The following is a 26,183-nucleotide window of genomic DNA, read 5'->3' on the forward strand; positions in this document are numbered from 1 at the left end:
CTGCGAGGAGCGAAGCGAAACAATGCTGGCTGCCTCCGCGGAGACAGGCTGGATTGCTTCGCTGCGCTCGCAATGACGAGTGGTTAGGCCGGAACCCCGATCAGGCCCTCGGCGCGCAGCGGACGTAGACCATGTTGCCGTAGCGGGTGGCGGCGTCCTTGTCGATGAAGCGGGTGATCAGGACGCGGCCGTCGAAGGAGACGATCTCGCGGTCCTGCTCGCCGGGCGTCGGGCCGGCGGGTCCGATATAGTTCTTGCCGCTGGGCGAGCCCTTCAGGCGCAGCTCCTGCGGCGTCGCCTGGTCGGCCAGATGCATGATCACGCCGCCGGAGGAACCGGCGGTGATCACGTAAGGGTTCTTGCACTGGGCCCTCGCCGCGGCCTCGGTGCGGGCGCGGTCGGCCGGGTTCTGGAACGAGGCAAGGCCCCAGCGGCCTACGATCTCGTCGGGGCGGATGGTCGCCGGCATTTCCGGACCGGTGCCGGGCTCCGCCTCGGGTGGCGGCGACGACGAGAAGGACGGCAGGCTCGTGCCGCCGCCGCAGGCGCCGAGCAGCAGCGCCAGGCAAGAGGCAGCCGCCAGGTTGGCGACCGTGCGCGCGTGAGCTGAACTGATCATGGCATTCCCCCGAACAAGACCATGGCCGCACCCCTCCCGCAGCCAAGCGTAAAACCGCTGCCGGAGCAATGACGTCCTTTGACACGCCGGCGCCCCGAACAAGTTTCCAATGCCACCATCCTATATCCGCCTCACCAATCGCTTAACCAGCTTTGCTTGACAGGATCGCAGCCAAGCCATATTCCCGGACGCACTATTAGCACTCGGAAAGCCCGATTGCTAAGCGCGCCGTTCGATCCTCGGGACGAGGGGGGACGGAAGCGCCGCCCCACCCACTTCCACTACTTCCGAAGCGAGCCTCCAAAGGGAAACGTCATGGCTAAATCCAAATTTCGTCCGCTGCATGACCGTGTCGTGGTCAAACGTATCGACGCCGAGGAAAAGTCCAAGGGCGGCATTATCATTCCCGACACCGCCAAGGAAAAGCCGTCCCAGGGCGAGGTTGTCGCCGTCGGCCCGGGCGGCCGCGACGAGACCGGCAAGCTGATCCCGATCGACCTCAAGGTCGGCGACCGCGTGCTGTTCGGCAAGTGGTCGGGCACCGAGGTCAAGATCGACAACGAAGAGCTCCTGATCATGAAGGAGTCGGACATCATGGGCGTTCTGGCCTAAGGCCATCCGCCTGAACGGCCGCTGAATGTCATGCCCGGATCGAGCGATCCGGGCATCCATCATTCCGCCGCACAGCACCAAACAAGACACATCACGAAACACGAGGGATTGCAGACCATGGCTGCCAAAGACGTCAAGTTTTCCGGAGAGGCGCGCGAACGCATGCTGCGCGGCGTCGACATTCTCGCCAACGCCGTCAAGGTGACGCTCGGCCCGAAGGGCCGCAACGTCGTCATCGAGAAGTCGTTCGGCGCGCCCCGCATCACCAAGGACGGCGTCACCGTCGCCAAGGAGATCGAGCTCGAGGACAAGTTCGAGAACATGGGCGCCCAGATGGTGCGTGAGGTCGCCTCCAAGACCAACGACCTCGCCGGCGACGGCACCACCACGGCGACCGTGCTGGCCCAGGCCATCGTGCGCGAAGGCGCCAAGGCGGTTGCGGCCGGCATGAACCCGATGGACCTCAAGCGCGGCATCGACACCGCGGTTGCCGCGGTCATCAAGGACATCGAGAAACGCGCCAAGCCGGTCGCCGCATCCTCCGAGGTCGCCCAGGTCGGCACCATCTCGGCCAACGGCGATGCCGCCATCGGCAAGATGATCGCCCAGGCGATGCAGAAGGTGGGCAACGAGGGCGTCATCACCGTCGAGGAGAACAAGTCGCTCGACACCGAGGTCGACATCGTCGAGGGCATGAAGTTCGACCGCGGCTATCTCAGCCCCTACTTCGTCACCAACGCCGAGAAGATGACCGCAGAGCTCGAGGACGCCTACATCCTCCTGCACGAGAAGAAGCTGTCGGGCCTGCAGGCCATGCTGCCGGTGCTCGAAGCCGTGGTGCAGTCGGGCAAGCCGCTCGTCATCATCGCCGAGGACGTCGAGGGCGAGGCGCTGGCCACCCTGGTCGTCAACCGCCTGCGCGGCGGCCTCAAGGTGGCCGCCGTGAAGGCGCCGGGCTTCGGTGACCGCCGCAAGGCCATGCTCGAGGACATCGCGATCCTCACCGGCGGCCAGCTGATCTCCGAGGAGCTCGGCATCAAGCTCGAGAACGTCACGGTCAAGATGCTCGGCCGCGCCAAGAAGGTGGTGATCGACAAGGAGAACACCACGATCGTGAACGGCGCCGGCAAGAAGCCCGAGATCGAGGCCCGGGTCGGCCAGATCAAGGCGCAGATCGAGGAGACCACCTCGGACTACGACCGCGAGAAGCTGCAGGAGCGCCTCGCCAAGCTCGCCGGCGGCGTCGCGGTGATCCGCGTCGGCGGCGCCACCGAGATCGAGGTCAAGGAGAAGAAGGACCGCGTCGAGGACGCGCTCAACGCCACCCGCGCCGCGGTGCAGGAAGGCATCGTCCCCGGCGGCGGCGTCGCGCTGCTGCGCGCCAAGAAGGCCGTGGGCCGTCTGTCCAACGCCAATGACGACGTCCAGGCCGGCATCAACATCGTGCTGAAGGCGCTGGAAGCCCCGATCCGCCAGATCTCCGAGAACGCCGGCGTGGAAGGCTCGATCGTGGTCGGCAAGATCCTGGAGAACAAGTCCGAGACCTTCGGCTTCGACGCCCAGAACGAGGACTATGTCGATATGGTCGAGAAGGGCATCATCGACCCCGCCAAGGTGGTGCGCACCGCGCTGCAGGACGCCTCCTCCGTGGCCGGCCTGCTGGTGACCACCGAAGCCATGGTGGCCGAGCTGCCGAAGAAGGAAGCTCCGCCCGCGATGCCCGCCGGCGGCGGCATGGGCGGCTTCTGAGCCCTTCCTGATCTACCAGCACCAACGAAGGTCGCCTCCGGGCGGCCTTCTTTTTTGCCGACCCTGCCCCGCCGCTTTCCGATTCAACCGGCGGCCAAAACCCACTACGGTGGCGCGCCGATTCTCGATCAAGGATTTCCACGATGCGCGCGCTTCTGGTTTGCCTGACGGTTGTTTTGGCGGCTCTGCTGGCAATCGCGCCCGAAGTCGCCTCCGCCCAGATGAAACTGTCGCCCAAGGCCACGGCGCCGGGTGGAACCGAGACGCGCTATTTCACCTCAATCGACGGGCTGATGGACGGCAATGCCGACGTGATCCTGAAGGAGACGCGGCAGGGCAAGACGGTGACGGCGGCCGTGCTCGACGTCTGTTACCCGGTCGCGAAGAATTCCGAGCGCAAGGACCGCTTCGTCGTCAATCTCCAGGTCGCCGGCCAGACGCTGACCGGCACGACGCAGAGCCTTGGCGAGAAGTCGCCCGTCAGCGTCAAGCTGCTGCGCAAGCAGAGCGGCGACACGTTCGAATTCCGCGGCCAGATCAGCATCGGCCAGACGGTGACCGAGGTTACCTCGCCCGACAATTCCGATCTCAGCGAGAAGGAATTTCAGGACAACCAGACCTCCGACGACGGCATCGTGCCGCAGCCGAAGGATTTCACCGACGTCTCGCCGGAGGCGATCGCGGTGAAGGTCAAGCTGGATGCGGCGACCGAGTTCCTGAAGAGCCTGAAGGGCCAGGCGGTCGAGGTGACGCTGGCGAGCCTCAATGTCGGCTGCGACGCACTGCGCGCCGGCGAGCAGACCATCAACATGTCGGTCGACCCGGAGCGCGGGGCCGAGATGCTGGCAAAGTTCAAGGCGATGCCGGGCGTCACCGCGGCAGGCTGGACCGCGGGGATGACCGAGATGGACCGCACGATCCGTTTCCCCGCCGCCGACTGGCGCGACGGCGACAGGATCAATCGCGACAAGCTCGCGACCGCCGTTGCGGGCGTGCTGAGCAGGACGCTCGCGGCAAAGCCGGTGTCGCAAAGCTTCAACCCGGCGACCGGCAAGCTCAAGCTGGTGTTCAAGCGGCCGAACCAGGATCACCCGGCGCTCGAGCTCACCGACACGATCGAGGTCGCAGGGCTCGTCTCGCCCGACAAGCCTGGCACCACCGACAAGCTGATGCTCTGGATCGGCAGCCCCGCGACCACGACCAGCGACGAGAGCAGCGGCCCCAAGCTCAATCTCTCGGACGACGCCTCGGCCGAGGAGGAGGGCGATCTGCCCGACGACAACGGATCGCTCGAGGCGCTCACCAAGGAGCTGAAGGGCCAGCGCTGGGACGCCGACAAGTCGGTGTGGAAGTGACGAAGTGAGTCGCGCACCTCACTCTCAGTCATCGCCCGGCTTGCCGCCTTCGCTGAAGCTTCGGCGCCGAGCGCCTTTGTGCGCCTCGGCGTAGCCTTGGCGGAGCCGGACCGGGCGATCCCGTACTCCGAGACGCTGATGATACGCGGACAAGCCGCGGAGTGCTGGGTGCCCCGGTCAAGCCCGGTCAAGCCGGGGCACGACGACGAGCGTGCTTCAATTCCCGTTGACGCGAAAGCGCAGCGGCTTGGGGCCGATCAGGGTCAGTACGTCGCCCTGGCGCTTCCAGGTCTCGACGCTGCCGAGCGCTGCGACCAGCTCATCGTCCGCCTGGGCCTTGGCCTGCGGACAGGACCGGTCCTGGATCTGGCCCGGGACGAAGATCACGGTGTTGCCGGCGACCGAGAACTGGCCCTTGCCGCCCTTGCACCAGAGCTCGAGCACGACCTCGCCATTGTCGCCGATCTCGATGTTCGGAATCCGCTTCGAGCCTGCTTGCGGCAACGCCTCCAGCGTCATCTCGGTGCCGAACGGAAAACCGTCCTCGGCGCGCGCGAGCGTGGCCATCGCGAGCATTGCAACCGCCGCACACACGATCTGCTTGATCGAAACCATGAAACCTCTCGACCGACCTGATTTGCGGCACCTTCTATAAGACGATGGCGTCATTGAGAAGGTTCGCCGGGTACGGACGCAAAATCCCCGCGAGGGCGAACCTCGCGGGGATTGGCGTCGCAGCGCCGCCGGTTACTGCAGGACCAGCGTCGTGAACGGCCAGACATAGGCCTGCAACGTCACGAGCACACCGACGAGACATGCCAGCACGATCGAGTGCCAGAACACGAAGCGCAGGATGGTGCCCTCGTGGCCGTACCAGTTGGTCGCGGTGGAGGCGACCACGATCGACTGCGCGTCGATCATCTTGCCCATCACGCCACCGGAGGAGTTCGCCGCCGCCATCAGCACCGGCGACAGACCTAACTGCTGAGACGTGATCTTCTGGAGGTTGCCGAAGAGAATGTTCGACGACGTATCCGATCCGGTCAGCGCCACACCCAGCCAGCCAAGCAGCGTGCCGAAGAAGGGATAGAGCACGCCGGTTGCGGCGAAGGCGAGACCGAGCGTGGCGTCGACGCCGGAGAGCCGCGTCAAGGTGCCGATCGCGAGCATCGCCGAAATCGTGACCAGCGAGATCGCGCACAGGCGGATGGTGCGGCCGTATTCGGTCAGCAGCCGTCCGGGACCGACGCCCATCAGGAAGCCCGAGATGATCGCCGCAATCAGCATGCCCGTGCCGGTGAAGGACAGGTAGGTGAAGCTGAACACCGCGGCTTCCTTGGTCGGCGCCGGTGCAACCGGAGGCATCTTGTTGATCATCTGGTGCAGCTCGGGCACCGGATAGTTCCAGACGAAGATCGAGTTCGCCCAGGTCTTGAACGCACCATTGCCCCAGATCAGCATCACGATGCAGACGATGATCCACGGCAGCAGCGCACTCCACATCTCGCTCTGCGTCAGCGGCGTCTTGTCGAGCGGCTTTGCCGCCCCCATCGTGGCCGCCGATTCATCGTGGCCGCGCAGCGCCGGCGACAGCCAGAGCTGCCTCGGCTGCCAGACCTTCAGGAACAGGATCAGCGCGCCCATCGAGATCAGCGACGCACCGATGTCGACGATCCACGGATTAATGAAGTTCGAGATCACGAATTGCGGGATCGCAAACGACACGCCCGTGACGAGGATCGCCGGCCAGACGTCCTTCATGCCCTTCCAGCCCGCGAACGCCCACACCACCCAGAACGGGACGATCAGCGAGAAGAACGGCAACTGCCGGCCGACCATCGCGCCGAGGATGTAGGGATCGAGCCCGGTGACCGAGGCAAGCCCCTGGATCGGCGTGCCGAGCGCGCCATAGGCGACCGGCGCGGTGTTGGCGATCAGCGACAGACCCGATGCCGCGAGCGGCGAGAAGCCGAGGCCTATCAGCACGGCACCGGTGATCGCGACCGGCGTACCGAAGCCCGAAGCACCCTCGAAGAACGCGCCGAACGAGAACGCGATCAGCAGCAATTGCAGCCGCCGGTCCTCGGTGACCCCGCCGACCGCACGCTTCAGGAGTTCGAAGCGCCCGGTCGCCACCGTCACCTGGTAGAGGAAGATGACGTTGAGGACGATCCAGCCGATCGGGAAGAAGCCGGTCACGATGCCCAGCACCGAGGCCCGGATCGACATGTTCGCTGGCATGGTGAAAACGAAGATCGTGATCAGGTTGGTCACGATCACGGCGACGACGGCCGCGATATGCGCCTGGACGCGCCCGCTCGCGATCAGGACCAGCAGCGTGACGACCGGGACCGCCGCCGCGATCGTCGACAGCACCGGACTGTGCAGCGGATCATAAATTTGATTCCACATGATCTTCCTCCCCCACGCATGTTTGCGGCAGACGGCCCGCGTGGAGAGCCAATCCTGCTTTTCGCTGGTAGCGATAACCCCCGAGCTGGACGCGAATTCCTCGCGAATGCGGCGGTTCCCCTCCGCTCACAAGCTCGCGAAACCCCGAAGCACCCCCGCCCCGCGCCGTTACGCCCATGCTAGGGTTGCAAGCTGCGACAAGCCAACGCAAATTGCACAGCTTGCGACTTTAGTCTAAGCGCGCCCATTTTCGTCATTGCCTCAAGTCTTTGGCTCAGGGCATTTGTGCACATCCCCTCGAGGAGACAGAGCTCTGTGAACAACATCCGCGCCACGCTCGCGATCGTCTGGCGAATCGCCATCCCCTATTTCCGATCGGAGGACAAATGGGCCGGCCGCGGCCTGCTCGGCGCCGTCGTTGCCATGGAGCTGGCGCTGGTGGCGATCGACGTGCTGGTGAACCAGTGGCAGAACAGGTTCTACAGCGCTCTGCAGGCGAGCGACTGGGACGCGTTCGTCACGCAGATCTGGATCTTCGTCGCCCTCGCGTTCACCTACATCGCGCTGGCGGTCTACAAGCTGTACCTGAACCAGTGGCTGCAGATCCGCTGGCGGCAATGGCTGACCCGGCACTATCTCGGCGAATGGCTCGAGAACGCCACGCATTACCGCATGCAGCTCAAGGGCGATGCGGCCGACAACCCGGACCAGCGCATCACCGAGGACGTCAAGAACTTCGTCGAGCAGACCTTGACGATCGGGCTTGGCCTGCTCTCCTCGATCGTGACGCTGTTCTCCTTCGTGATCATTCTCTGGGGCCTCTCCAACGCTGCGCCGCTGCACCTGTTCGGCACCGACCTCATGATCCCCGGCTATTTGTGCTGGGGCGCACTGATCTACGCGATCTTCGGCACCGCGCTGACGCACTGGATCGGCAGCCCGCTGGTCAACCTCAATTTCGAGCAGCAGCGCTACGAGGCCGACTTCCGCTTCAACCTCGTCCGTGTGCGCGAGAACTCCGAGCAGATCGCGCTGCTCAAGGGCGAAGGCGCCGAACGCGGCCGGCTGCTGGATCGCTTCGGCTTCGTGATCGGCAACTGGTACGCCATCATGAGCCGGACCAAGCGGCTCACGGCGTTCACGGCGAGCTATCAGCAGGCCGCCGTGATCTTTCCCTATGTGCTGGTGGCCCCCGCCTTCTTCGCCAAAAAGATTCAACTCGGCGACATGATGCAGACCGCATCCGCCTTCTCCAGCGTGCAGGGTGCACTGTCGTTCTTCGTCACGGCTTACCGGTCGCTGGCGGAATGGCGCTCGATCGTCGCGCGCCTCGACGGCTTCGAGATGTCGGTCGCTTCCTCCGCAAACCTGCCGGCGCATGAACCTGCGATTGCCCTCAGGGCTGCGGGCGGCAGCCGCATCATCGCCCTCGAGCAGCTCTGCGTGAACCTGCCCAACGGCACGCCGCTGGTCGCCGCCGATGCCTTTGCTATCCAGCCTTCGGAACGCGTGCTGGTGACCGGTCCGTCCGGCTCCGGCAAGTCGACGCTGTTCCGGGCCATCGCGGGCATCTGGCCGTTCGGCACCGGGACCATCCTCGTTCCCGAAAAGGCCAGGCTGATGATGCTGCCGCAGCGCCCCTATTTCCCCGTCGGCAGGCTGCGCGATGGCGTGGTCTATCCGGCAACGCGTGATGCATTCGACCCCGCGCGCGTGAGGGACACGCTGATTGCGGTCGGGCTGCCCAATCTCGCCGGACGGCTCGACGAGGACGGTCACTGGAACCGGATGCTGTCGCTCGGCGAGCAGCAGCGCCTCGGGCTCGCCCGCGCCCTGCTGCATGCACCCGACTATCTCTTCCTGGACGAGGCCACGGCGTCGCTGGATGAGCCCTCCGAGGCGCGGCTGTACCGGCTACTGGCGGAGAAGCTGCCGCAGGCGACCATCGTCTCGATCGGCCACCGCTCGACACTCGATGTCTTCCACACCCGCAAGGTGGCGATGGTGCAGGACGGCGAGATCCACGTTCTCGGCGATGCCGCCGCGCCCGCCGAGAAGGAGCCGACGGCGGCGCGCTGAGGCGCAGGGGCGTCCCTCGCCGGCTGTCCAGACCGCCCAGCTTCGCTGCGCTCGCCAATGAGGGAGTGTGAGGCAGCCGCGGCGCCCTGCCGGTTCGCATTTGAAGCCCCAAACTCAGCTTGGACTAGACTAGTCGTCTCACGGCCCCGCCCCGTCTCTGCATCCTCAAAGCAAAAGGGCGGCAGGTTGCCCTGCCGCCCTCGTGAGTAGTCCCGAGACGAAACTTACTTCAGGTTGGTCATCGCCGTCAGGTCGAACGACAGTTTGGCGATGCCGGCCGCGCCGCACCAGTTGGAGCCGACGCCCGTCGGATTGATCGCGGTCACGAAGGTGCCGCTCGAGGCCGTGATGTTGCCGCGTGCCGACCAGTCGCTGGTGAAGGCGTTACAATTGCCCTTCGACAGGTCCGTGTCGGAGTAGCGCAGATCCAGCGTCATGACCTTGTAGGTGAAGCCGATACCGATGTTCCAGGTGTTGTAGTCGGCATATTTGATGCCGTTCGGGAAGGCCGGCACGCCGTAGAAGCTGTCGGTTGTGCCGAGCCACTGACGGCCGAACTCACCCGACACATACATGCCGACGCCGCTGGAGCCGAACACGGTGCTGGGCGCGGTATACTTGCCCACGATCGAGGCGTAGTTGCCCCAGGCGCCCGAGTTCAGATAGCTCGGGGTGTAGTATTCGTTCACGCCGAACGACCAGTTGTCGTTCACGGTGTAGGTAAACTTGCCGTAGACTTCGAAGAAGCTCAGGTCCTTCTTGATCACGTTGGTGTTGAGCAGGGCCTTCTCGGCGCACTCGGCGCCCTGGAAGACGCCGGCGTTGTCGATGCCGGGGGCGCCGAAGTAGCAAGTGCCGCCCGGATACAGGTAGCCCCACACGCCGATGTCGAAGGCGAACGCACCGAAGGTCGGGCGGATACCGCCGTAGACGTCGATTTCGGCCGCAGCCCGGTTCGGGAAGGAAATGCTCTCACCGGCCACGCCGACATAGAGCTGGAGGTCCTTGGTGACGTTGTAGCGAGGCTCGAAATAGGCCGCGACCGAGGGCTTGTGGTTCGACTGGGTGATACCGCGGAAGATGTAGTCGCTCATGATTGCGCCGCCGAAAGCGATATCCCAGGGATCGAAAGCAACCACCGGCGGGGCCTTCTTGGCCTTCACTGCCATGTCGGCCGCGAAAGCCGAACCCGTCGTCACCATTGCCAGCGCCGTTGCCAACAAAGCCACTTTTTTCATTTCGATCCCCATCTACCCGTTCGTACTTGCCAGTCGGCGCCCGGAAGCCCCCGGGGCATGCGACCTGTCTGCAAAATTGCGTTACTGCGACAATCTGGATCGACGGACGCGAAGGGTGAAGCAAAAAGCGCGAGCATCTGCCGACTTTTTAGGCGTTTTGAGGTTTCCACGAAAGGTTGTCAGCCTGTGTGGCTTCTGGATCACATTATCTGCATCACAAAGTGCATAGGGGCCCCGTGCAAGTACGGACGCCGCCGGCCACGTGGCGCCGGCGCCACGAATCATTTCGGCTGAAGAGGGACGGCTCGCGGCTCCTCATGCAGCGATGCAAAAAGGCCGCAGCGTCACCGCCACGGCCTTTCTGCTTGCAGATATTCCAAGAGATCGAGATAGGGCCCTCGGCCTAGCCCTGCCCCTCGACCGGCGTCGGTTCCGCAGAAGACGAAGGCATCGCCCAGCTCGTCTCGGCGACGGGCTCGGGCGCCGGACCTGATGGCTTCGGCGCGGGAGCTGCCTTCGCCTTCTTCGGTGCCGCTTTCTTCGCGGCTTTCTTCGGTGCAGCCTTCTTGGCCGCCGCCTTCTTGGCAGCCTTCTTCGGGGCGGCCTTCTTCGCAGATTTCTTGGCAGATTTCTTCGCGGACTTCTTGGCTGCCTTCTTCTTCGTCGCCTTCTTCGCCGCTACAGCCTTCTTGGCCTTTTTGGCCTTCTTGCTTTTCTTCTTCTTCGCTTTCGCCATCGTGGTCCTCCTGTTGCCGCCGAACAATGGTCGATCGGGCGCCTTCAGACGTCACCTCGGGAGGAAAGTTCAGGCTCTGAAAGCTCAAACTTGCGCGTTCAGTGCCGGCCGCGACCCGCCCGTAGCCCAATCGAGAAGCTCAATCGTGTGTACGACCGGAACTGACGTGCCACTGGCAATCTGCACCATGCAACCGATATTGCCCGCGGCAATCATGTCCGGCTTGACGCTTGCGATGTTGGCGACCTTGCGATCGCGCAACCGGCCCGCAAGCTCGGGCTGGAGAATGTTGTAGGTCCCCGCCGAGCCGCAACACAAATGGCTCTCGGGCACATCTTTCACCACGAATCCATTCTTGGAAAGCAATTCTTTCGGAAGCCCCGTGATTTTCTGTCCGTGCTGCAACGAACATGCGGAGTGATAGGCGACGACGATGTTGTCCTGCCGTGCAGTCGATTCCAATCCGAGGCCGGCGACGTATTCGGTGATGTCCTTGGCGAGCGCGGACACCTTCGCCGCGTCGGCTGCGAAGGCTTGATCCTCGCGCAGCAGATAGCCGTAGTCCTTGATCACGGTGCCGCAGCCGGAGGTCGTCACCAGGATGGCGTCGAGCCCCTCGCCGGCGGCCTCCGCACTCCACGCCGCGACGTTGGCACGCGCCCGCGCCAATGCATCCTGGTCGTTGCCGAGGTGATGGGTCAGCGCGCCGCAGCACTGCTCGTCCCTGACCAGGACGACCTCGATGCCGTGGCGGGTGAGCAGGCTGATGGCGGCCTGGTTGATGCGCGGCGCCAGCACCTGCTGGGCGCAGCCCTGCAGCAGCGCGACCCGGCCGCGCTTCTTGCCGAGGGCCGCGAACACGCTGCCCGGGAGCGGTCCCGGTGACGGCAGCCGGTGTGGGGCCAGCGCCAGCATCGCCTTGAGGCGCTGGATCAGGCCGGGAGTCGCCGAGGGCCGCGGCGTCGGCAGAAACACGGCCAGCGGGCGGGCCAGCCGCGCCAGCCACATGCTGATGCGAAAACGCTGCGGGTCCGGCAGGACGAAGGCCAGCACCTGGCGCAGCAGGCGCTCGGCCAGCGGACGCCGGTAGCGCTGCTCGATCCTGACCCGGGCCTGGTCGACGAGGTGCATGTAGTTCACCCCGGAGGGGCAGGTCGTCATGCAGGCCAGGCACGACAGGCAGCGGTCGACATGCTTGACCACTTCGGCCGTCGGGGCTCGGTCCTTCTCCAGCATCTCCTTGATCAGATAGATGCGGCCACGGGGGCTATCGAGTTCGTCGCCGAGCAGCACATAGGTCGGACAGGTTGCGGTGCAGAAGCCGCAATGGACGCAGGCGCGCAGGATCTTGTCGGCTTCCGCGATATCGGGGTCGGCGAGCTGGGCCAGCGAGAATTCGGTCTTCATGCCGCAGCGCCCCGCGTCAGACGTCCCCGGTTCAAGATCGTCTTCGGATCGAAACTGGCGCGTACCCGTTCGCTCAGGGCCGCGATGCCGGGCGCCTGCGGATGGAATACATCGACCTCGCGCCTGACATCCTCGGCCGCCCGGATCAGCGTGGCGTGACCCTCGACCGCATTCGCGCACGCACGCACGACCGGGGCATGCGCGTCGCGCTTCGGCGGCAACGCGGCCCAGATCAAGCCGCCGCCCCAATCATAGATCACGTCACCGCCGGTCTCGCGCGCCAATTGCGTCCCGAGCGCCGCGCCGGAGGCCGGCGGGCAGACGATCCGCCAAACCGGCCAGGCCCCCAGCGCGCCGCCGGCCGCGAACGGCAGCACGTCGCGCAGCGTCGCCCACAGCGCGGACGACGCCGCGTCCTCGATCAGGGTTGCGGTTCCGAACGGCGTCAGCAATTCACGCAGCGAGCCGGCGCGGTGGGCGGCGGAGGCGGTGATGCCCTCGAGCCGAAGTGCGGTCAGCGCCTCGCCCTGACCTGCAATGTCGCCAAGCCCGTCTGTCCTGGCCCGAAACGCCGATTTCGGCAAATGCGCGGCACCGGAGACGTCAAACGGCGAGCCCAGCGCCGCGGTCATCGCCTTGTTGGCGGCGGCATCATCTAACCCGCGCAGCAGCAGAGTCCGCTCGGCCTCCGGCTTCGGCATCACTTTCAGCGTGACCTCGGTCATCACCGACAGCGTGCCCCAGGACCCCGCGAGCAGCTTGCAGAGGTCGTAGCCGGTGACGTTCTTCACCACCTTGCCGCCGGTCTTGAAGCTGTCGCCGAAACCGGAAACGGCATGCGCCCCGAGCAGGTGATCGCGCGCCCCGCCCGCCCGGATGCGCCGCGGCCCGGCAAGCCCGGCTGCGATCATGCCGCCGATGGTGCCCAGCGCCGGCGTGCCGAGCAGCGGTGCGGTGTTCATCGGCTCGAAGGCGAATTGCTGGTTCTTGGCGTCGATCAGCGACAGCACGTCAGCGAGCGGCGCGCCGGCCTGGAGCGTCACGATCAGCTCGTTGGGCTCGTAGGAGGTGACGGCATTGAGCGCGGAGATGTCGAGCAGGGCATTGGTCGCCATGGCATGGCCAATGCTGCGCTTGCTGCCATGGCCGATGATCTCGAGCGGCTGCTCATTGGCAATCGCCGCGCGCACCACCTCTTCGACGTCTTTGGCGTCTCTGACCTTGAGCGTATCCACGGGAAAAGGCGGTAGCGAAATTCGCGTCGGAAATCAATTCGCGCGACGCTCGAGCCTCTCATCCCAAAGGCGGCTTCACGCACGCACCACCCGCTGACGAAAGGCCATATGCGCCTGCCCTCCCCGGCCCTGGAAGAGGGCACTCAATGCCGCTCAGAACCTTGGGATGTCCGGGAACGCCAGCTTCCCCGCATGGACATGCATGCGGCCGAGCTCGGCGCAGCGGTGCAGGGTCGGAAACACTTTTCCGGGATTGAGCAGGCCCTGTGCGTCGAAGGCGCATTTCAGCCGCTGCTGCTGGTTGAGATCGATCTCGGTGAACATGTCGCCCATGAGGTCGCGTTTCTCGATGCCGACGCCGTGCTCGCCGGTCAGCACGCCGCCGAACTCGACGCAGGCGCGCAGGATGTCGGCGCCAAAAGCCTCGGCGCGCTCGATCTCGCCCGGCTTGTTGGCATCGTAGAGGATCAGCGGGTGCAGGTTGCCGTCGCCGGCGTGGAACACGTTGGCACAGCCGAGCTGGTATTTTTCCGAGAGTTCGCGGATGCGCGCCAGCGCCTTCGGCAGCGCGCCGCGTGGGATCGTGCCGTCCATGCAGAGATAGTCGGGCGAGATGCGGCCGACGGCGGGGAACGCTGCCTTCCGGCCCGCCCAGAACAGGTTGCGCTCGGCCTCCGAATTGGAGATCTGCAGCGTCACCGAGCCGCAGTCTCTTGCGATGGTCTCGACGCGCGAGATCAGCTCGTCGACCTCGATCTTGGGACCGTCGAGCTCGATGATGAGCAGCGCTTCGACATCGAGGGGATACCCGGCATGGACGAAAGCTTCGGCCGCGTGGATCGCGGGCTTGTCCATCATCTCCATCCCGCCGGGAATGATGCCGGCACCGATGATGCGCGCCACGCATTCGCCGGCCGCCTCGACTTGCGCGAATCCGACCATCAGCGCGCGCGCCGTCTCCGGCTTCTGCAGGATGCGCACCGTGATCTCGGTGATGACGCCGAGCAGCCCCTCCGAGCCGGTGATGACGCCCATCAGATCATAGCCGGCGTTCTCGCACCCCTTGCCCCCGATGCGCAGGATCTCGCCGCTCATCAGGACAATCTCGCAACCGAGCACGTTGTTGGTGGTCATGCCGTATTTCAGGCAGTGCACGCCGCCGGAATTCTCGGCGACATTGCCGCCGATCGAGCAGGCGATCTGCGAGGACGGATCGGGCGCGTAGTAGAAGCCGGCATGCGCGACCGCCTGGCTGATCGCGAGGTTGGTGACGCCGGGCTCGGTGACAACGACGCGGTTGTCGAAATCGATCTCGCGGATGCGCTTGAACTTGCCGAGCCCGAGCAGCACGCCGTCTTCCAGCGGCAGCGCGCCGCCGGATAGCGATGTGCCGGAGCCGCGCGGCACCACCTTGATACCCTGCGCGGCACAATATTTCAGGATGAGCGAGACCTGCTCGGTCGTATCGGGCAGCACCACCACCATCGGCGGCTGCCGATAGGCGGTCAGCCCGTCGGATTCATAGGCCCTCATCTCGGCGGCACTGTCGATCACGCCTTCACCTGGCACGATTGCACGCAAGGCGGCGACGATCTCGCTGCGACGCGCCAGCACGTTCTGGTCGCTCGCGGGCATCATGATGGCCATATTAGAAGCCTTCGTCCGACGGAGGAAATTGTCCCGGCAAATCAATCATGTCTTGCCCTCTTTGGGTAGGGTCCTCCGCAGGTCGCATTGCTTTGTTGCAGCGCAAGTTCTCTCTGGGGCAAGTCGGCTATCGGGAAACCTGTCAAGGTTTCGCGGCTTGTCCACCTGCACCGGACCTGCGAAAACCACGACCCTCCATCTGACCCGGGAAGAGACGAAGAGCACCCTTATGACAAAACTGACTTTCGGCGCGCTGACGCTCCTCACCGTCATTGCCACCGCACCCGCCGCGATGGCGCAGGATGTCGCGGCCGGCAAGACATCGTTCAACAAGTGCCTGGCCTGCCACGCGATCGGCGAAGGCGCCAAGAACAAGGTCGGCCCCGAGCTGAACGGCCTGAATGGCCGCAAGTCGGGAACTGCGCCGGACTACAGCTATTCGGATGCGAACAAGAATTCCGGCATCACCTGGGACGAAGCGACCTTCAAGGAATACATCAAGGACCCCAAGGCCAAGATTCCCGGTACCAAGATGGCATTCGCCGGCGTCAAGAACGAGACCGAGATCAACAATCTCTGGGCCTTCATCTCGCAGTTCGACAAGGACGGGAAGATCAAGCAGTAAGCGGCGCGAACGGCGCCCGCCGGAGCTTCGGTTCTGATCGGATCAGAACCGAAGCGCCGGCTGCTTGTTTTTGACGCGCTTTCTTCTCGCGAGAAGGTACCCACGCCGCTCGAAAACGCCTTAGCCGGCGGCTGCCGGCGCCGGGGCGATGTTTCCGATCATCGTCTCGATCTCCGTCTTCACCAGATCCGGCACCGCGTTCTGCACCATGTGGCCGAGATCGGGCAGCACGAGCAGCTTCGCATTCGGCACCAATGCTGCAAACGGGCGCGCGTGGATGCTGGTTTTCACCGTCTTGTCGGGCTCGCCCGCTATGATCGTGACCGGCGCCTTGATCTCGCCATAGCGCGCGACCTGCGCGAGCACTGCCTCCTTCAGCGTCACCAGGTCATTGGCATTGGCGATGAACTCGCGCGGGCGCAGCAACAGCGGCGTCGCGGAATCCTGCACGAAACCATCCGGCATAACTTGCGGCAGGAACACGTTGCGCGCGCCGGCCTCGGTGACGAAATAGCCGAGCGGCAGCGTGATGGTGTAGGCGAGCAGCGGGCCGATCACCGGCGTTGCGATGAGCTCGTTGTAGCGCCCGACGCCGCCGCGCCAGGGATGGGTGACGGGCGCCAGCATCACGAGGCCGGCGACGCGGGCCGGATGATCGAGCGCGATCCGCGCGCCGAGCGCGCCGCTCCAGGAATGCACGACGAAGACCGCACGCGCGATGCCGAGCTTTTGAAGCGCCTCGTCGATCATCCGCGCCTGGACCTCGGGCGTCGAATCCTGCCGCCGTGCGCGCGTGCTCCAGCCGTGGCCGGGACGGTCGATCAGGATGACGCGGTGGTCCCGGGCGAGGAGGTCGCCGAGCGGACGCCGCATCGCTTCGAGATTGGAGCTCGCGCCGTGCAGCATCACGATCGGCAGGCCGGCTTCGCGCGGACCGATGTCGACGACGTGAAGCACGGCGCCATCGACCTCGATCATGCGGCCCTGCGGCGGAAAGGCGCGCTGCACGGCGAGGACACCCGCCTGCGTGACCAGCGCCAGCAGAACCAGCGCCGTCACGACTGACATCACGATCATGGAGCGAATCCGGGCGATCCAGGGCACTTCACAATTACGAGCGTGGCGCGTGGCAGTTTCGCCCCGGGCCTTTCGGCACTTCCACAGAAATTAAGGGGCTGTGGATATGTCCACAATTGCCAAACAGGAAAAACAAATGGAATCAATGATATTGCCCTGCGACACGCAAGCTTCGGACCAGCTTCATGCGACCGTCATCGCGGCTTCCATATAATCGCCACGGTCGGTTCCGCCATTTAGGCGCGGGTGGGCGCCGATCCTCCTTGCAGCCTTCGGGGGATGCGGGACAGGCCGGCGGGAATTGTCCTGGTTTGAACCGGAGAATGTCGATGAACTTCAGATCGAATGACACTGCGATCGACGAAATCGTCGCGAGCTGCAACGGTGACCTGCGCGGTGCCGTGCGGGCGCTGCTCCTGATCAACGAGCATCTCGAGGCGGAGCTTGCCAAGGCCTACGCCGCGGCTGCGGATCGCGACCTCGCCGAGCGCGGCAGCAGCGTCCTGCACTAGTCCTGGCTCGTGCTGTCGTCGGCCTTTTCCTCGTCGGAGGCGGGCGCCGGACAGGCGCGAATCGTAGATTGGGCAAGCTTGGCATCGGCCCTGGACTTGTAGGGACCGTCGCCGAACCAGATATCGCCGATGATGATCGGATTGCTGGTCACGATGTCGCATTTGCCGGTGGCGCGATTGCCGACCACCCAGAACAGTCCGTCGGCAAAACTCATCGTTCCCGACGCGAGCAGCAAGCTACCCGCAAAGATCAAGCGCTTCATGGCTGTGCTCCTGCGATGCAGGTAAGCCAGTGGCGACGCCGGCAATAGACCTCGAAACGCCGCGCCTGCGATCTTGGTTAATCCGAAGACGCTGCGTTCCTTCAACAACTGATCGAGTTCGAGGCTAGATGTCGCGGCCTTCGACCTTTTCGGTCAGCGCCTTGACCTGATCGGGAATCTTCTCGAGGTGAGGATTGACGGCGAGTGCCTTGCGGTAGGCCTCGAGCGCACGCTTCTCGTCCCCGACCTCCTGCATGATCATACCGAGGCCGGCGAGCGCGCCGAAATGGCGGGGCTCGCGGATCAGCACCTCGCGGATGTCGGCGAGCGAGCGGCCGTAATCGTTCTGCATGTAATAGAGCGTGGCACGCCGGTTCCAGGCCTCGATGTAATCGGGCCTGAGCTTGATCACCGAATCCAGCAGCTTGATCGCGACGTCGATCTTTTGCGCGTCGACCGCGGTCTTGGCCCGCGACATCAAGAGCGAAGCGGTGTCGCTCGGGGTCTGCAGCCAGATCGCCCAGATTCGCGCCTCGACATGCTTGGCGCTGGCCTCGTCGGGCGCCGCCTTCAGCGCGCCGAACAGGAAATCGAGATTCTTGCTGCGGTCGACCTTGGGCAGCTTGGACGGGGCCTCCGGCAGTTTCTTCTGCTTGCCGGGCGGCTCAATCTGCTGCGCCAGGGCTGGAGCCAGCCCGGCGGTTCCCAGCGCGAGGGTCAGACACAGGGTATGCGCGAAACGGAATCTCACTGCCATGGCGAAAGTGTAAACGCGCAAAGCCGCCCTTGCAAAGCAAAGGCGGCGTCAAACTCGTGTGAGACCGTGGTCTTGCGGGGCGCGCGACAGGCGAGCGCGAGGGCAAGCTTAGCCCTGGCGAGCCTTGAAGCGGCGCTGCACCTTGTTGATCACATAGACCCGGCCCTTGCGGCGGACCAGGCGGTTGGCGCGATGGCGACCGCGCAGCGATTTCAGCGAGTTACGGACCTTCATGGCAGAATCCTGAACGTTCGAAAGGCCGTGTTCGGCACTACCGTTTCGGCACGCGCGAATGTGGCAAAATGAGAGCTTGCCCGCCGGCGGACCGACCGCCCGGGACGGGGCGGTTCTTAAGGCATGGCGGGAGGTCATGTCAATGTTAACCGCCCGGTTCCGAACCGGCAATTTCGCGAAAACAACCCCATGCACAGTAGAAGCGGCCGGATCGGCCCGATCTTCCTCATCAGAGGCCAGGCGCAGCAACGACTCTTGCGGCCTGCGGTTTTGCTTCCAGCAACGCCTTGCCAAATTCGTTATATCATATAATCAATTCGGCAACCCGTCGGGAGGAAACCAATGCCGAAGCTCAAGCTGCCCAATATCGACGATGTCGTCGCCATCGACATCCACACCCATGCCGAGGAGCCCTGCGGCTGCCATCCCGACGACGGCTATGACGACTTCCAGGCGCAGATGGCGGAATACTTCAAGTCGCCGAACAAGCATCCGCCGACCGTGCCGGAGACCGCGGCCTATTACCGCTCCAAGAACATCGCCGCGGTGATCTTCCCTGTCGATGCCGAGCGCGAGACCGGCTTCCGCCGCTACAACAATTACGAGATGCTGGAGGTCGCCTCCGAGCATCTCGACGTCCTCATTCCGTTCGTCTCGATCGATCCGCACAAAGGCAAGCTCGGGGCACGCGAGGCGCGCAAGCTGATCGAGGAATACGGCGTGCGCGGCTTCAAATTCCATCCGACCATGCAGGGCTTCTACGCCAACGACCGCATGGCCTATCCGCTCTATGAAGAGATCAACAATGGCGGCGCGATCGCGCTGTTCCACACCGGCCAGACCGGCGTCGGCTCGGGCATGCCCGGCGGCATGGGCATGCGGCTGAAATATTCCAACCCGATGTACATGGACGACGTCGCGGCCGATTTCCCCGACCTCAAGATCATCCTCGCCCACCCCTCCTTCCCCTGGCAGGAGGAGGCGCTGTCGGTCGCGACCCACAAGCCGAACGTCTACATCGATCTCTCCGGCTGGTCGCCGAAATATTTCCCGCCGATCCTGGTGCGCTACATCAACTCGATCCTGCAGGACAAGATGCTGTTCGGCTCGGACTGGCCGGTGATCACGCCGGACCGCTGGCTGTCGGATTTCGCCAAGATCGACATCCGCGACGAGATCCGGCCGAAGGTGCTGAAAGCGAACGCGCGGAAGCTGCTGGGGATCTAGGCTAAAGCGTAATGAGATCAGGTTGCCAACGGAGTCCCACCCCTCTCCCGCTTGCGGGAGCGGGTCGGGGAGAGCGTGTTTCAACACCGGGACAATCCCCTAGAGGAGGAAGCCCTCACCCGTCGCGCGAAACGATGCTTCGCATCGCCCGGGACGCGCCCCTCTCCCGCGAGCGGGAGAGGTGAACGAGACCCCAGACCTGCGCCGGGCCCCATCGACGAACACCTAAATCAGGCGTCAGAGAGGTGGCTGCCAACCGACCCCGCACCTGCAATGTCGTGATCTCGCCAATGTCGACGCGCTTCGTTCTCATAGGCGTTCCCTAATCGCAGCGTTGAAATTATCGTTGTTGCTGTCTGGATTTGATGTCGAGCAAGTTCAGCAGCGTTGCAGTCGCGATCATCGCCACGATGCCACCGAGACTAAGGGCTAACTGCATCGCAAGCCCGTCCGAGATGTCGTGCCTCGCCACATCGGCAGCGAACGACAGCAGGACGCCGAGACAATAGATTGGTAGCGAGTTCTGGCCACAGAGGATCGCACCGCGCATCACCGGCGTCATCGGCCCTGGCCATTTGCGAGGCATGAACCATGCCGCCAAGACCGCCATGGCCAAAAAATGCAGCAGTCTAAATGGATCGAGATTCGATTTGTCCAAGGGGTGCAGCTTCGGCAGCTGCGGAATTACTGCTTCCAGGGGCCTGATGTGCCAGCTCAAGACGACGATCAAGCTGAGCAGCAGATACAAGACTGAAACTGTAAGAGCTGTGCGTGACATCAAAAACGGCAGCACTCTCTCGCCCGCGATCGTCCACCAGGCGCCAAGTACAACCAGCAGCTGCCAGGCCAGCGGATTGAAGGCCCAGTGGCCGTTGGGCCATGCAGTGACGGTCCAGCCGAAGATATGCACCAGCGCATAGAGCGCCAGCGAGGCGCCAAGCGTCACGTTCGGCAGACGCAGCAGCAGCCACAGCAAGGGCGCGAACGAGAGATGAAAAAGCACGAAGATCGGCAACACGTCGGTATTGACCGGACGGTATTGCAGGATCGCCGTGCGCGCGAGCGTCGCGCCCGGATCGTCCAGTAGAATGCGCGTATTGCTCTCGTCAGCAAGGCGGCCTCCGCCTGCAACGTGAACCAGGATGGCGCAAGCGAGCGTGAGCAACAGAAATGCGACATAGATGTCCCAGCTTCGCCGCACCGTCCGGATGATCACTCCGGTCCAGCCCTCGCGGCGCCATGCCTTGCCGTAGGCCATCGCGCAGGTTACGCCGGAAATGAACATGAATGCTTCGGCGGCATCGCTGAAGCCGTAGTTCCGTAGCGTCAGCCAACTTCCGATGTTGTTGGGAACATGGTCAAGAAAGATGCACCACAGCGCGACGCCCCGACAGGCATCTATTCGCAGGTCGCGGCCCTGGCCTTTCAGCTCCGACAGTTCGCCGACAGCCAACCTCGGGATGGTAATTTGGTTGCGCATCCGGCTTTTCCCCCAAGCAGGCAAAATGGACCTGCCGCTGGAGGTACTGAGGTGAGTTGGTCACCTTCAAAGGCTGATTTTTTTTGCTGTCACCGGAGATGAATTTGCGCACCAGCATTGAGCTTTGCCGGCTTCGCACAATCAGTTGAGTCAAGCGATCCGCTATTGGACATTCGAGCGCTGCGGTCAATCCGGCAAAGTGTCCAAAACGGTCAATTCCTCGGCAGCCTTGTCGAGCAGCCCCCTGATGCGCTGATAGCTTCGCATGCCCAGGAGAGAATTGAGCGCCTTTTCGTCGACGTAATAGCGACGGTCCTGTCGATGAACGAGACCCCAACTTCGCAGGCGTTCCAGTCTGTGCAGGACTGTCGTGCGGGGCACACGCATGTACGCCGCAATCTTAGCGACGGAAAATGGCCTGTCTTCAAACTGACCAAGAGCTACGCACAACCCAATGAAGAAGATTTCCAAGCGGCTACCAAAAGGCTCACTTGCAGGAGCATAGGCTCCGTGCACGGTTCTCATGATGTCGATCATCAGGCGACAGAGCACCAACCGTTGTCGCGCGGCTCTGATCCCCTTCGAAGCAACTTCGCCAATCAGTCTTCCCATCGCCGCGGGCTTTCCGAGCTACGCCCGGGCTGCCTGCGCCGACCCCGGACGTCGGTTTCTCACTTTAAGGCCAAACTCATCGTATCGAAAAACTGTATCGGTCTGAAAGAGGTGCAAATTGCTTGCGAGCCGCCCATCGAAGCCGTCGTCTTCGATGCCTACGGTTCGCTCACCGAGAGGATGCGTTTCCGGGCGATGGCGAGATCACCACGCAGGTCTGGCGCATCAAGCAGCTCGAATACACCTGGCTGCGCTCGCTGATGCGGCGCTGGCGGCTTTTCGTCTCTGAGGCGGCAAGCCGGCCCGAAAACTGCAGCCCTAAAACTCCAGCTTGTCGCGTATCGCCTCGATCCCGGCCCTGGCGCAGGCTTCGTCAGCATCACCGCCAGGCGCCCCGGACACACCGACGGCCCCGACCAGCGAACCGCCCGCTTCGACAATCAATCCGCCACCTATGATCACCGTGCCGGGGAGATTGCGGATACCGGCCTGCATCATGCCAGGTTGGCTGACGGCATTCAGTTCGGTGGTGCTGGTCCTGAATGTTGCTGCGGTCCACGCCTTGCCCGAAGCCGTCGAAACGGTGTGAGCGCCTGCGAAACTGTCGCGAGGGATCACCTGTGTTCCCCCGAAACGATCGACGACCGCGACGGCGACCTGGTACCCGCGCGATCGGCAATCGCCAAGCGATGCCCGGGCCAGGTCAAGCGCCAGCTCGGGACTCAGGGATTTGTAGGTCGCGAGCGGCTCCTGCGCCATTGCCGGGTACGCGAGCATCAACGGGACGGTGGCCGCAAGCAGGGTTCGAGCGAGCATGGCTTCTCCGACGTGAGCAGGTCCGGCGCCGACTTTTGGCCTAGTTCAGCGCACCGTATGTCAGGTCGTCGAACAAGGTGACACTGTCGGCCTTGGTCCACAAGCCGATCATGCCGGCGTCCTTGATCGATTGGTCCTCGACCTCGAACATCGGCTTGCCGTCATACGTTACCTTGAACAACTTTCCCGCGAATTCGCACCGCAGGGAATGCCATTGGCCCGACGGCACCGATACCTTGACGCCATAGCCGCCTTTCCGGCCGACGATATCGAGCGCGCTGCGAACACCCTTGCTCGTCTTGTAGAGCACGACATTGTCTTCAAGCGCATTGGCCCGCACCACATAGTAATTGTCGGCATCCTTTGCACGCCAGACAATACCGGCCGCACGATCCTCGGAGCCTGCGATCGCCTTGAACTTGACCTCGACGAACCCGTCCACGATGCTGATGCCGTTCCTGAGCGCAACTGGAAACGTCGCCTGACCGGATTGTTTGAGGACGTTCGGCTTGCTGGGCGCCGTCAACTCCACTTCGACCGTCCATTTGGGCTGGCCACGGCCCGTCATCGTCAGAGTCCAGCCTTCGGGCGCTGCGCCGGCCGCTGCGTTGTCAAAGTTCACAGTTTCTGCCATCGCGTTTCCTCCCACCAACAACAGGAACAACGCCGCCCCCGAGAGCGCTGTGCTCATTTTTTGCATCTAAGCTTCCCGCCTGTATTGATCGTACAGTGTTGCAGCGTTGTCCCATTTGATCGCTTCCATGTAGATGTCGACATACTTCGCGGCAGCGGCGCCATAATCCATGTGATAGGCGTGCTCATACATATCGAGCACCAGCACGGGGCGTCCGGCGGCCAGCGTGGTCGTGTGGTCGGCGGCCCATTGATTGACCAGCCGCTTGTCGCGTGGCGAGTAGGAAAGTATCACCCAGCCGGAGCCGCCGCCTTCGGCCTTGCCCATGGCGGAGAACTCCGCGCGCCACCGCTCCATGCTGCCGAAATCGCGCGCGATGGCGTCGGCAAGTGCCGTGCTCGGCTTGCCGGCACCACCGAGCCCGTCGAAATAGATTTCGTGGAGGATCATCGAGTTTGACGCGACGAGTTCCTCGCGCTTCAGGCCATTGATGACGAAGTTCGGAGCTTTCGCGAAGTCGAGCTCGGCAAGCTGCGTTCCGATCGCGTTGAGTCGTTTTACGGCGCCGACATAGTTGTTCTCGTAGTGGCTCACGAGCACCTTCTCCGAGATGCCGGCAATGGATTTCGGGTCGAACGGCATCGGCTTGGCCTGGTGTGTCATTGGCAGGGCTCCTGTTGGCTGATTGACGTGCGCAAGGGCTTGCGTCCCCGTGAGTATTGCGGTCGATGCCGCAGCAGGCCCCACGCCCCTGACGAAGTCCCGGCGGTCGGGTATTCGTGGTCACGGAATCCTCCACGTCATCATCGTCCCCGACGTGCCCCGCGTGCTCGCCAGCTGCTGGTGCTCGCTGTCCTGTCGCGCGCGCAAATGGAGCGCGCGGCCCTCGTCGATACGGACATCGACGATGGGTCGGCGCGCTGGCGGCACCAATTGACGGGACAATTTCGCTGATGAGTTCGAGATGAAAGGAGACATGCAGCGTCCTTGGTGACCAGGACGCGATGCTTGGGCATGTCGCCTCGCGGGGAGATCGCAAATCCCCGTGCCGTGAATTAAGCGCTCTGCCGCCTGGCGTGTCAATCTGCCAGGCGAGGTCAACGGGGTGACGATTTCTTGAAGAGAGGTCCGACCTTGTCGCGCGCCGGGCCGCTTCGGTATTGTCGGTGCGCGCTGCAAATATCACGGAGGAGCGAGCCAATGAGCATCAAAGCCGTCGTCTTCGACGCCTACGGAACGCTCTACGACATCCAGTCGGTCGCAGACGTCACCGAGGATGCGTTTCCGGGCTATGGCGAGATCATCACTCAGGTCTGGCGCATCAAGCAGCTCGAATACACCTGGCTGCGCTCGCTGATGCGGCGCTACCGGGATTTTGACGCGGTCACCCGCGACTCGCTCGCCTATACGCTGCGCATGCTAGGGCTTGCCTACGAGAGCGAGGGCTTCGAGCGCGTGATCGAAAAATATCTACATCTCGATCTCTATCCGGATGCAACAGGCGCGCTTGCAGCCTTGAGGCCGCGAAAACTCGCCATCCTCTCCAACGGCAGTCCGGACATGCTGGACGGGCTGGTGCGCAACTCAGGGCTCGACGGCCTGCTCGATGCCACCATCAGCGTCGATGCGAAGAAGATCTTCAAGCCGAGCCCGGCGGCCTATGAGCTGATCGGGGAGGTGTTCGGCACCAAGACGGACGAAGTCCTGTTCGTGTCCTCCAATCCCTGGGACGTGGCGGGCGCGAAGTCGTTTGGGCTGAACGTCGCCTGGCTCGAACGGGTGACGCCCGAGGCGATGGCGCTGGCTTGCGTCGAGACCGAACTCGTGGCACCGCTGACAATGTTCAAGGCGATCCGCACCCAGATGGACGAGCTCGGCTTTGCGCCGGACCACCGCGTCCGCTCGCTCTCCGAGCTGCCAGCTATCATCTAGGGCAGGTACCGCCGCCCGCCCGAGAGACTGGAATGAGCCTGGAATCTGTTCGCGCCTTCTTCGCCGAGAAAGCCCCCGACGTCACCGTCATCGAATCCCCGATCAGCTCCGCGACGGTGGCGCTGGCGGCCGAAGCCTATGGGGTCGAGCCTGGACGGATCGCCAAGACGCTGTCGTTGCGGATCGGCGAGCGCGTGATCCTGATCGTCGCCGCGGGCACCTCGCGCATGGACAACAAGAAGGTGAAGGCGCAGTTCGGCGGCAAGCCGAAGATGCTGGGGCCGGAAGAAGTCGCCGACATCACCGGCCACGAGGTCGGCGGCGTCTGCCCGTTCGGGCTGAAGGCGCCGCTGCCGGTCTATTGCGACCTGTCGCTGAAAGCGTTCGACGTGGTGGTGCCGGCCGCAGGCTCGACCCACAGCGCGGTGCGCATCACGCCCGAGCGCATGGCGGAGTTGACCGCGGCCGAATGGGTCGATGTCTGCGAGCACAAATCCTAGAGCCGCCTAGTCGTCGTCATCGTAATAAGGCGGAGGCGGAGGCGCATTGTTATAGCGCGGGGGCGGGGCGACGCGGTTGCGCGGCACCGGCTGCTGCGCCTGGTTGCTCGACTGAAACACGGCGCGGCAACCGCTCGAAAGGCGGGGCGTGTTCTGCTGCAAGCAAGCCACAATACGGTTCCTGTCCGGAATCTGGTCGCTGCACAGGCGCCACACATCCGGTGTGCAGGCCATCTGCTGTTCCATGGTTCCGCGATATTCCTGGGCGGAGGCAGCGCTGTGGACGACGATGCCGCCGATCGCAAGCGCCACACTCAGCGCAATCCGCTCTGCTCGCATAGTTCCATCCCTTCCCGAGTCTCTCGAATTCTCATCAAACAATGAGACGCGGGCAGGTTCTGAACCAACAACAAAATGTGAAGGCA

At 63.8% G+C, this 26,183-nt stretch carries 27 protein-coding genes and 1 pseudogene; 10 read left to right on the forward strand and 18 right to left on the reverse strand.

Going from position 1 to position 26,183, the window contains the following annotated elements:
- Nucleotides 1-100: 100 nt before the first annotated feature.
- Nucleotides 101-619: a hypothetical protein gene (locus ACNJYB_RS35120; protein WP_439371187.1), complete on the reverse strand. Its 519-nt coding sequence runs from the start codon at nt 617-619 to the stop codon at nt 101-103.
- Nucleotides 620-934: 315 nt separating this feature from the next.
- On the opposite strand from ACNJYB_RS35120, the gene ACNJYB_RS35125 reads away from it, so the two are divergent.
- The 3 genes from ACNJYB_RS35125 to ACNJYB_RS35135 all read left to right on the forward strand — a co-directional run bounded on the left by ACNJYB_RS35125 (nt 935) and on the right by ACNJYB_RS35135 (nt 4,335).
- Nucleotides 935-1,231 carry a co-chaperone GroES gene (locus tag ACNJYB_RS35125; protein WP_439371189.1) on the forward strand — a complete coding sequence of 99 codons (297 nt, stop codon included), beginning with the start codon at nt 935-937 and terminating at the stop codon, nt 1,229-1,231.
- A gap of 117 nt (nt 1,232-1,348) precedes the next feature.
- The gene (groL, locus tag ACNJYB_RS35130; protein WP_439371190.1) at nt 1,349-2,980 is read left to right on the forward strand and encodes a chaperonin GroEL; all 1,632 of its coding nucleotides are present in this window, start codon (nt 1,349-1,351) and stop codon (nt 2,978-2,980) included.
- A gap of 143 nt (nt 2,981-3,123) precedes the next feature.
- On the forward strand, nt 3,124-4,335 hold the full coding sequence (locus ACNJYB_RS35135; RefSeq protein WP_439371192.1) for a hypothetical protein: 1,212 nt from the start codon (nt 3,124-3,126) through the stop codon (nt 4,333-4,335).
- 216 nt (nt 4,336-4,551) lie between these two features.
- On the opposite strand, the gene ACNJYB_RS35140 is transcribed toward ACNJYB_RS35135, so the two are convergent.
- Complete coding sequence (locus ACNJYB_RS35140; protein WP_439371194.1) at nt 4,552-4,950, reverse strand: META domain-containing protein; 399 nt, start codon at nt 4,948-4,950, stop codon at nt 4,552-4,554.
- Between the two features lie 132 nt (nt 4,951-5,082).
- Nucleotides 5,083-6,747, reverse strand: coding sequence for an L-lactate permease (locus ACNJYB_RS35145; protein WP_439371196.1), 1,665 nt, complete (start codon nt 6,745-6,747; stop codon nt 5,083-5,085).
- 315 nt (nt 6,748-7,062) lie between these two features.
- Between ACNJYB_RS35145 and ACNJYB_RS35150 the strand changes: the two genes are divergently transcribed.
- On the forward strand, nt 7,063-8,826 hold the full coding sequence (locus ACNJYB_RS35150; protein WP_439371198.1) for an ABC transporter ATP-binding protein/permease: 1,764 nt from the start codon (nt 7,063-7,065) through the stop codon (nt 8,824-8,826).
- 224 nt (nt 8,827-9,050) lie between these two features.
- On the opposite strand, the gene ACNJYB_RS35155 is transcribed toward ACNJYB_RS35150, so the two are convergent.
- From ACNJYB_RS35155 to ACNJYB_RS35175, 5 genes are all read right to left on the reverse strand, one after another.
- Entirely contained in the window at nt 9,051-10,064 is a 1,014-nt protein-coding gene (locus ACNJYB_RS35155) for a TorF family putative porin (protein ID WP_439371200.1), read from the reverse strand.
- Nucleotides 10,065-10,467: 403 nt separating this feature from the next.
- Nucleotides 10,468-10,800: a histone gene (locus ACNJYB_RS35160; protein ID WP_439371202.1), complete on the reverse strand. Its 333-nt coding sequence runs from the start codon at nt 10,798-10,800 to the stop codon at nt 10,468-10,470.
- 84 nt (nt 10,801-10,884) lie between these two features.
- Complete coding sequence (gene glcF, locus ACNJYB_RS35165; RefSeq protein WP_439371203.1) at nt 10,885-12,207, reverse strand: glycolate oxidase subunit GlcF; 1,323 nt, start codon at nt 12,205-12,207, stop codon at nt 10,885-10,887.
- Nucleotides 12,204-13,442 carry an FAD-binding protein gene (locus ACNJYB_RS35170; RefSeq protein WP_439371205.1) on the reverse strand — a complete coding sequence of 413 codons (1,239 nt, stop codon included), beginning with the start codon at nt 13,440-13,442 and terminating at the stop codon, nt 12,204-12,206. Before ACNJYB_RS35170 ends, glcF begins: the two co-directional genes overlap by 4 nt.
- 153 nt (nt 13,443-13,595) lie before the next feature.
- Nucleotides 13,596-15,089, reverse strand: coding sequence for an FAD-linked oxidase C-terminal domain-containing protein (locus tag ACNJYB_RS35175; protein WP_439371206.1), 1,494 nt, complete (start codon nt 15,087-15,089; stop codon nt 13,596-13,598).
- Between the two features lie 229 nt (nt 15,090-15,318).
- Here ACNJYB_RS35175 and cycA point away from each other — a divergent pair, with 229 nt between their 5' ends.
- Nucleotides 15,319-15,714 carry a cytochrome c-550 CycA gene (gene cycA, locus ACNJYB_RS35180; RefSeq protein ID WP_439371207.1) on the forward strand — a complete coding sequence of 132 codons (396 nt, stop codon included), beginning with the start codon at nt 15,319-15,321 and terminating at the stop codon, nt 15,712-15,714.
- Between the two features lie 120 nt (nt 15,715-15,834).
- Here cycA and ACNJYB_RS35185 read toward each other — a convergent pair whose 3' ends face one another.
- Nucleotides 15,835-16,791, reverse strand: coding sequence for an alpha/beta fold hydrolase (locus tag ACNJYB_RS35185; protein ID WP_439371209.1), 957 nt, complete (start codon nt 16,789-16,791; stop codon nt 15,835-15,837).
- A gap of 329 nt (nt 16,792-17,120) precedes the next feature.
- Here ACNJYB_RS35185 and ACNJYB_RS35190 point away from each other — a divergent pair, with 329 nt between their 5' ends.
- Nucleotides 17,121-17,303, forward strand: a complete 183-nt coding sequence (locus ACNJYB_RS35190) for a hypothetical protein (protein WP_439371211.1) — start codon at nt 17,121-17,123, stop codon at nt 17,301-17,303.
- Here ACNJYB_RS35190 and ACNJYB_RS35195 read toward each other — a convergent pair.
- The 3 genes from ACNJYB_RS35195 to ykgO all read right to left on the reverse strand — a co-directional run bounded on the left by ACNJYB_RS35195 (nt 17,300) and on the right by ykgO (nt 18,557).
- Nucleotides 17,300-17,566: a hypothetical protein gene (locus tag ACNJYB_RS35195; RefSeq protein WP_439371213.1), complete on the reverse strand. Its 267-nt coding sequence runs from the start codon at nt 17,564-17,566 to the stop codon at nt 17,300-17,302. The genes ACNJYB_RS35190 and ACNJYB_RS35195 overlap by 4 nt on opposite strands.
- 124 nt (nt 17,567-17,690) lie before the next feature.
- Nucleotides 17,691-18,323, reverse strand: coding sequence for a tetratricopeptide repeat protein (locus ACNJYB_RS35200; protein ID WP_439371214.1), 633 nt, complete (start codon nt 18,321-18,323; stop codon nt 17,691-17,693).
- 108 nt (nt 18,324-18,431) lie between these two features.
- Nucleotides 18,432-18,557 carry a type B 50S ribosomal protein L36 gene (ykgO, locus tag ACNJYB_RS35205; RefSeq protein WP_006611362.1) on the reverse strand — a complete coding sequence of 42 codons (126 nt, stop codon included), beginning with the start codon at nt 18,555-18,557 and terminating at the stop codon, nt 18,432-18,434.
- Between the two features lie 342 nt (nt 18,558-18,899).
- On the opposite strand from ykgO, the gene ACNJYB_RS35210 reads away from it, so the two are divergent.
- Nucleotides 18,900-19,784, forward strand: a complete 885-nt coding sequence (locus ACNJYB_RS35210) for an amidohydrolase family protein (protein WP_028180449.1) — start codon at nt 18,900-18,902, stop codon at nt 19,782-19,784.
- A gap of 340 nt (nt 19,785-20,124) precedes the next feature.
- Here ACNJYB_RS35210 and ACNJYB_RS35215 read toward each other — a convergent pair whose 3' ends face one another.
- A complete protein-coding gene (locus tag ACNJYB_RS35215; RefSeq protein ID WP_439371216.1) occupies nt 20,125-21,264 on the reverse strand; it encodes an OpgC domain-containing protein in 1,140 nt (379 codons plus the stop codon).
- A 186-nt stretch (nt 21,265-21,450) separates the two neighbouring features.
- A complete protein-coding gene (locus ACNJYB_RS35220; RefSeq protein WP_439375807.1) occupies nt 21,451-21,876 on the reverse strand; it encodes a hypothetical protein in 426 nt (141 codons plus the stop codon).
- A gap of 117 nt (nt 21,877-21,993) precedes the next feature.
- On the opposite strand from ACNJYB_RS35220, the pseudogene ACNJYB_RS35225 reads away from it, so the two are divergent.
- A pseudogene (locus ACNJYB_RS35225) lies at nt 21,994-22,157 on the forward strand (haloacid dehalogenase type II); the annotation flags it as partial.
- Nucleotides 22,158-22,194: 37 nt separating this feature from the next.
- Here ACNJYB_RS35225 and ACNJYB_RS35230 read toward each other — a convergent pair.
- From ACNJYB_RS35230 to ACNJYB_RS35240, 3 genes are all read right to left on the reverse strand, one after another.
- A complete protein-coding gene (locus ACNJYB_RS35230; RefSeq protein WP_439371218.1) occupies nt 22,195-22,692 on the reverse strand; it encodes a GlcG/HbpS family heme-binding protein in 498 nt (165 codons plus the stop codon).
- A gap of 40 nt (nt 22,693-22,732) precedes the next feature.
- Nucleotides 22,733-23,326, reverse strand: coding sequence for a hypothetical protein (locus tag ACNJYB_RS35235; protein WP_439371219.1), 594 nt, complete (start codon nt 23,324-23,326; stop codon nt 22,733-22,735).
- Between the two features lie 66 nt (nt 23,327-23,392).
- Nucleotides 23,393-23,989, reverse strand: coding sequence for a superoxide dismutase (locus ACNJYB_RS35240; RefSeq protein WP_439371221.1), 597 nt, complete (start codon nt 23,987-23,989; stop codon nt 23,393-23,395).
- 537 nt (nt 23,990-24,526) lie between these two features.
- On the opposite strand from ACNJYB_RS35240, the gene ACNJYB_RS35245 reads away from it, so the two are divergent.
- Nucleotides 24,527-25,258 (forward strand): haloacid dehalogenase type II, encoded by a 732-nt coding sequence (locus ACNJYB_RS35245; RefSeq protein WP_439371222.1) that lies wholly within the window; start codon nt 24,527-24,529, stop codon nt 25,256-25,258.
- A 32-nt stretch (nt 25,259-25,290) separates the two neighbouring features.
- Nucleotides 25,291-25,758 (forward strand): YbaK/EbsC family protein, encoded by a 468-nt coding sequence (locus ACNJYB_RS35250; protein WP_439371223.1) that lies wholly within the window; start codon nt 25,291-25,293, stop codon nt 25,756-25,758.
- A 6-nt stretch (nt 25,759-25,764) separates the two neighbouring features.
- Here ACNJYB_RS35250 and ACNJYB_RS35255 read toward each other — a convergent pair whose 3' ends face one another.
- The gene (locus ACNJYB_RS35255; RefSeq protein ID WP_439371225.1) at nt 25,765-26,097 is read right to left on the reverse strand and encodes a hypothetical protein; all 333 of its coding nucleotides are present in this window, start codon (nt 26,095-26,097) and stop codon (nt 25,765-25,767) included.
- Nucleotides 26,098-26,183 lie beyond the last annotated feature (86 nt).

Origin of the sequence: Bradyrhizobium sp. SMVTL-02 (genome assembly GCF_051853005.1) — a bacterium.
Classification (GTDB): Bacteria; Pseudomonadota; Alphaproteobacteria; order Rhizobiales; family Xanthobacteraceae; genus Bradyrhizobium.

What these genes read in the sequence shown, in the direction of transcription:
- ACNJYB_RS35145 (WP_439371196.1), bottom strand. Translation starts at nt 6,747, where the DNA reads ATGTGGAATCAAATTTATGATCCGCTGCACAGTCCGGTGCTGTCGACG.
- ACNJYB_RS35235 (WP_439371219.1), bottom strand. Translation starts at nt 23,326, where the DNA reads ATGGCAGAAACTGTGAACTTTGACAACGCAGCGGCCGGCGCAGCGCCC.
- ACNJYB_RS35215 (WP_439371216.1), bottom strand. Translation starts at nt 21,264, where the DNA reads ATGCGCAACCAAATTACCATCCCGAGGTTGGCTGTCGGCGAACTGTCG.
- ACNJYB_RS35135 (WP_439371192.1), top strand. Translation starts at nt 3,124, where the DNA reads ATGCGCGCGCTTCTGGTTTGCCTGACGGTTGTTTTGGCGGCTCTGCTG.
- cycA (WP_439371207.1), top strand. Translation starts at nt 15,319, where the DNA reads ATGACAAAACTGACTTTCGGCGCGCTGACGCTCCTCACCGTCATTGCC.
- ACNJYB_RS35140 (WP_439371194.1), bottom strand. Translation starts at nt 4,950, where the DNA reads ATGGTTTCGATCAAGCAGATCGTGTGTGCGGCGGTTGCAATGCTCGCG.
- ACNJYB_RS35190 (WP_439371211.1), top strand. Translation starts at nt 17,121, where the DNA reads ATGAACTTCAGATCGAATGACACTGCGATCGACGAAATCGTCGCGAGC.
- ACNJYB_RS35185 (WP_439371209.1), bottom strand. Translation starts at nt 16,791, where the DNA reads ATGATCGTGATGTCAGTCGTGACGGCGCTGGTTCTGCTGGCGCTGGTC.
- ACNJYB_RS35250 (WP_439371223.1), top strand. Translation starts at nt 25,291, where the DNA reads ATGAGCCTGGAATCTGTTCGCGCCTTCTTCGCCGAGAAAGCCCCCGAC.
- ACNJYB_RS35120 (WP_439371187.1), bottom strand. Translation starts at nt 619, where the DNA reads ATGATCAGTTCAGCTCACGCGCGCACGGTCGCCAACCTGGCGGCTGCC.
- ACNJYB_RS35230 (WP_439371218.1), bottom strand. Translation starts at nt 22,692, where the DNA reads ATGCTCGCTCGAACCCTGCTTGCGGCCACCGTCCCGTTGATGCTCGCG.
- ACNJYB_RS35245 (WP_439371222.1), top strand. Translation starts at nt 24,527, where the DNA reads ATGAGCATCAAAGCCGTCGTCTTCGACGCCTACGGAACGCTCTACGAC.
- ACNJYB_RS35175 (WP_439371206.1), bottom strand. Translation starts at nt 15,089, where the DNA reads ATGGCCATCATGATGCCCGCGAGCGACCAGAACGTGCTGGCGCGTCGC.
- glcF (WP_439371203.1), bottom strand. Translation starts at nt 12,207, where the DNA reads ATGAAGACCGAATTCTCGCTGGCCCAGCTCGCCGACCCCGATATCGCG.
- groL (WP_439371190.1), top strand. Translation starts at nt 1,349, where the DNA reads ATGGCTGCCAAAGACGTCAAGTTTTCCGGAGAGGCGCGCGAACGCATG.
- ACNJYB_RS35160 (WP_439371202.1), bottom strand. Translation starts at nt 10,800, where the DNA reads ATGGCGAAAGCGAAGAAGAAGAAAAGCAAGAAGGCCAAAAAGGCCAAG.
- ACNJYB_RS35195 (WP_439371213.1), bottom strand. Translation starts at nt 17,566, where the DNA reads ATGAAGCGCTTGATCTTTGCGGGTAGCTTGCTGCTCGCGTCGGGAACG.
- ACNJYB_RS35255 (WP_439371225.1), bottom strand. Translation starts at nt 26,097, where the DNA reads ATGCGAGCAGAGCGGATTGCGCTGAGTGTGGCGCTTGCGATCGGCGGC.
- ACNJYB_RS35240 (WP_439371221.1), bottom strand. Translation starts at nt 23,989, where the DNA reads ATGACACACCAGGCCAAGCCGATGCCGTTCGACCCGAAATCCATTGCC.
- ACNJYB_RS35155 (WP_439371200.1), bottom strand. Translation starts at nt 10,064, where the DNA reads ATGAAAAAAGTGGCTTTGTTGGCAACGGCGCTGGCAATGGTGACGACG.
- ACNJYB_RS35125 (WP_439371189.1), top strand. Translation starts at nt 935, where the DNA reads ATGGCTAAATCCAAATTTCGTCCGCTGCATGACCGTGTCGTGGTCAAA.
- ACNJYB_RS35220 (WP_439375807.1), bottom strand. Translation starts at nt 21,876, where the DNA reads ATGGGAAGACTGATTGGCGAAGTTGCTTCGAAGGGGATCAGAGCCGCG.
- ykgO (WP_006611362.1), bottom strand. Translation starts at nt 18,557, where the DNA reads ATGAAGGTCCGTAACTCGCTGAAATCGCTGCGCGGTCGCCATCGCGCC.
- ACNJYB_RS35200 (WP_439371214.1), bottom strand. Translation starts at nt 18,323, where the DNA reads ATGGCAGTGAGATTCCGTTTCGCGCATACCCTGTGTCTGACCCTCGCG.
- ACNJYB_RS35210 (WP_028180449.1), top strand. Translation starts at nt 18,900, where the DNA reads ATGCCGAAGCTCAAGCTGCCCAATATCGACGATGTCGTCGCCATCGAC.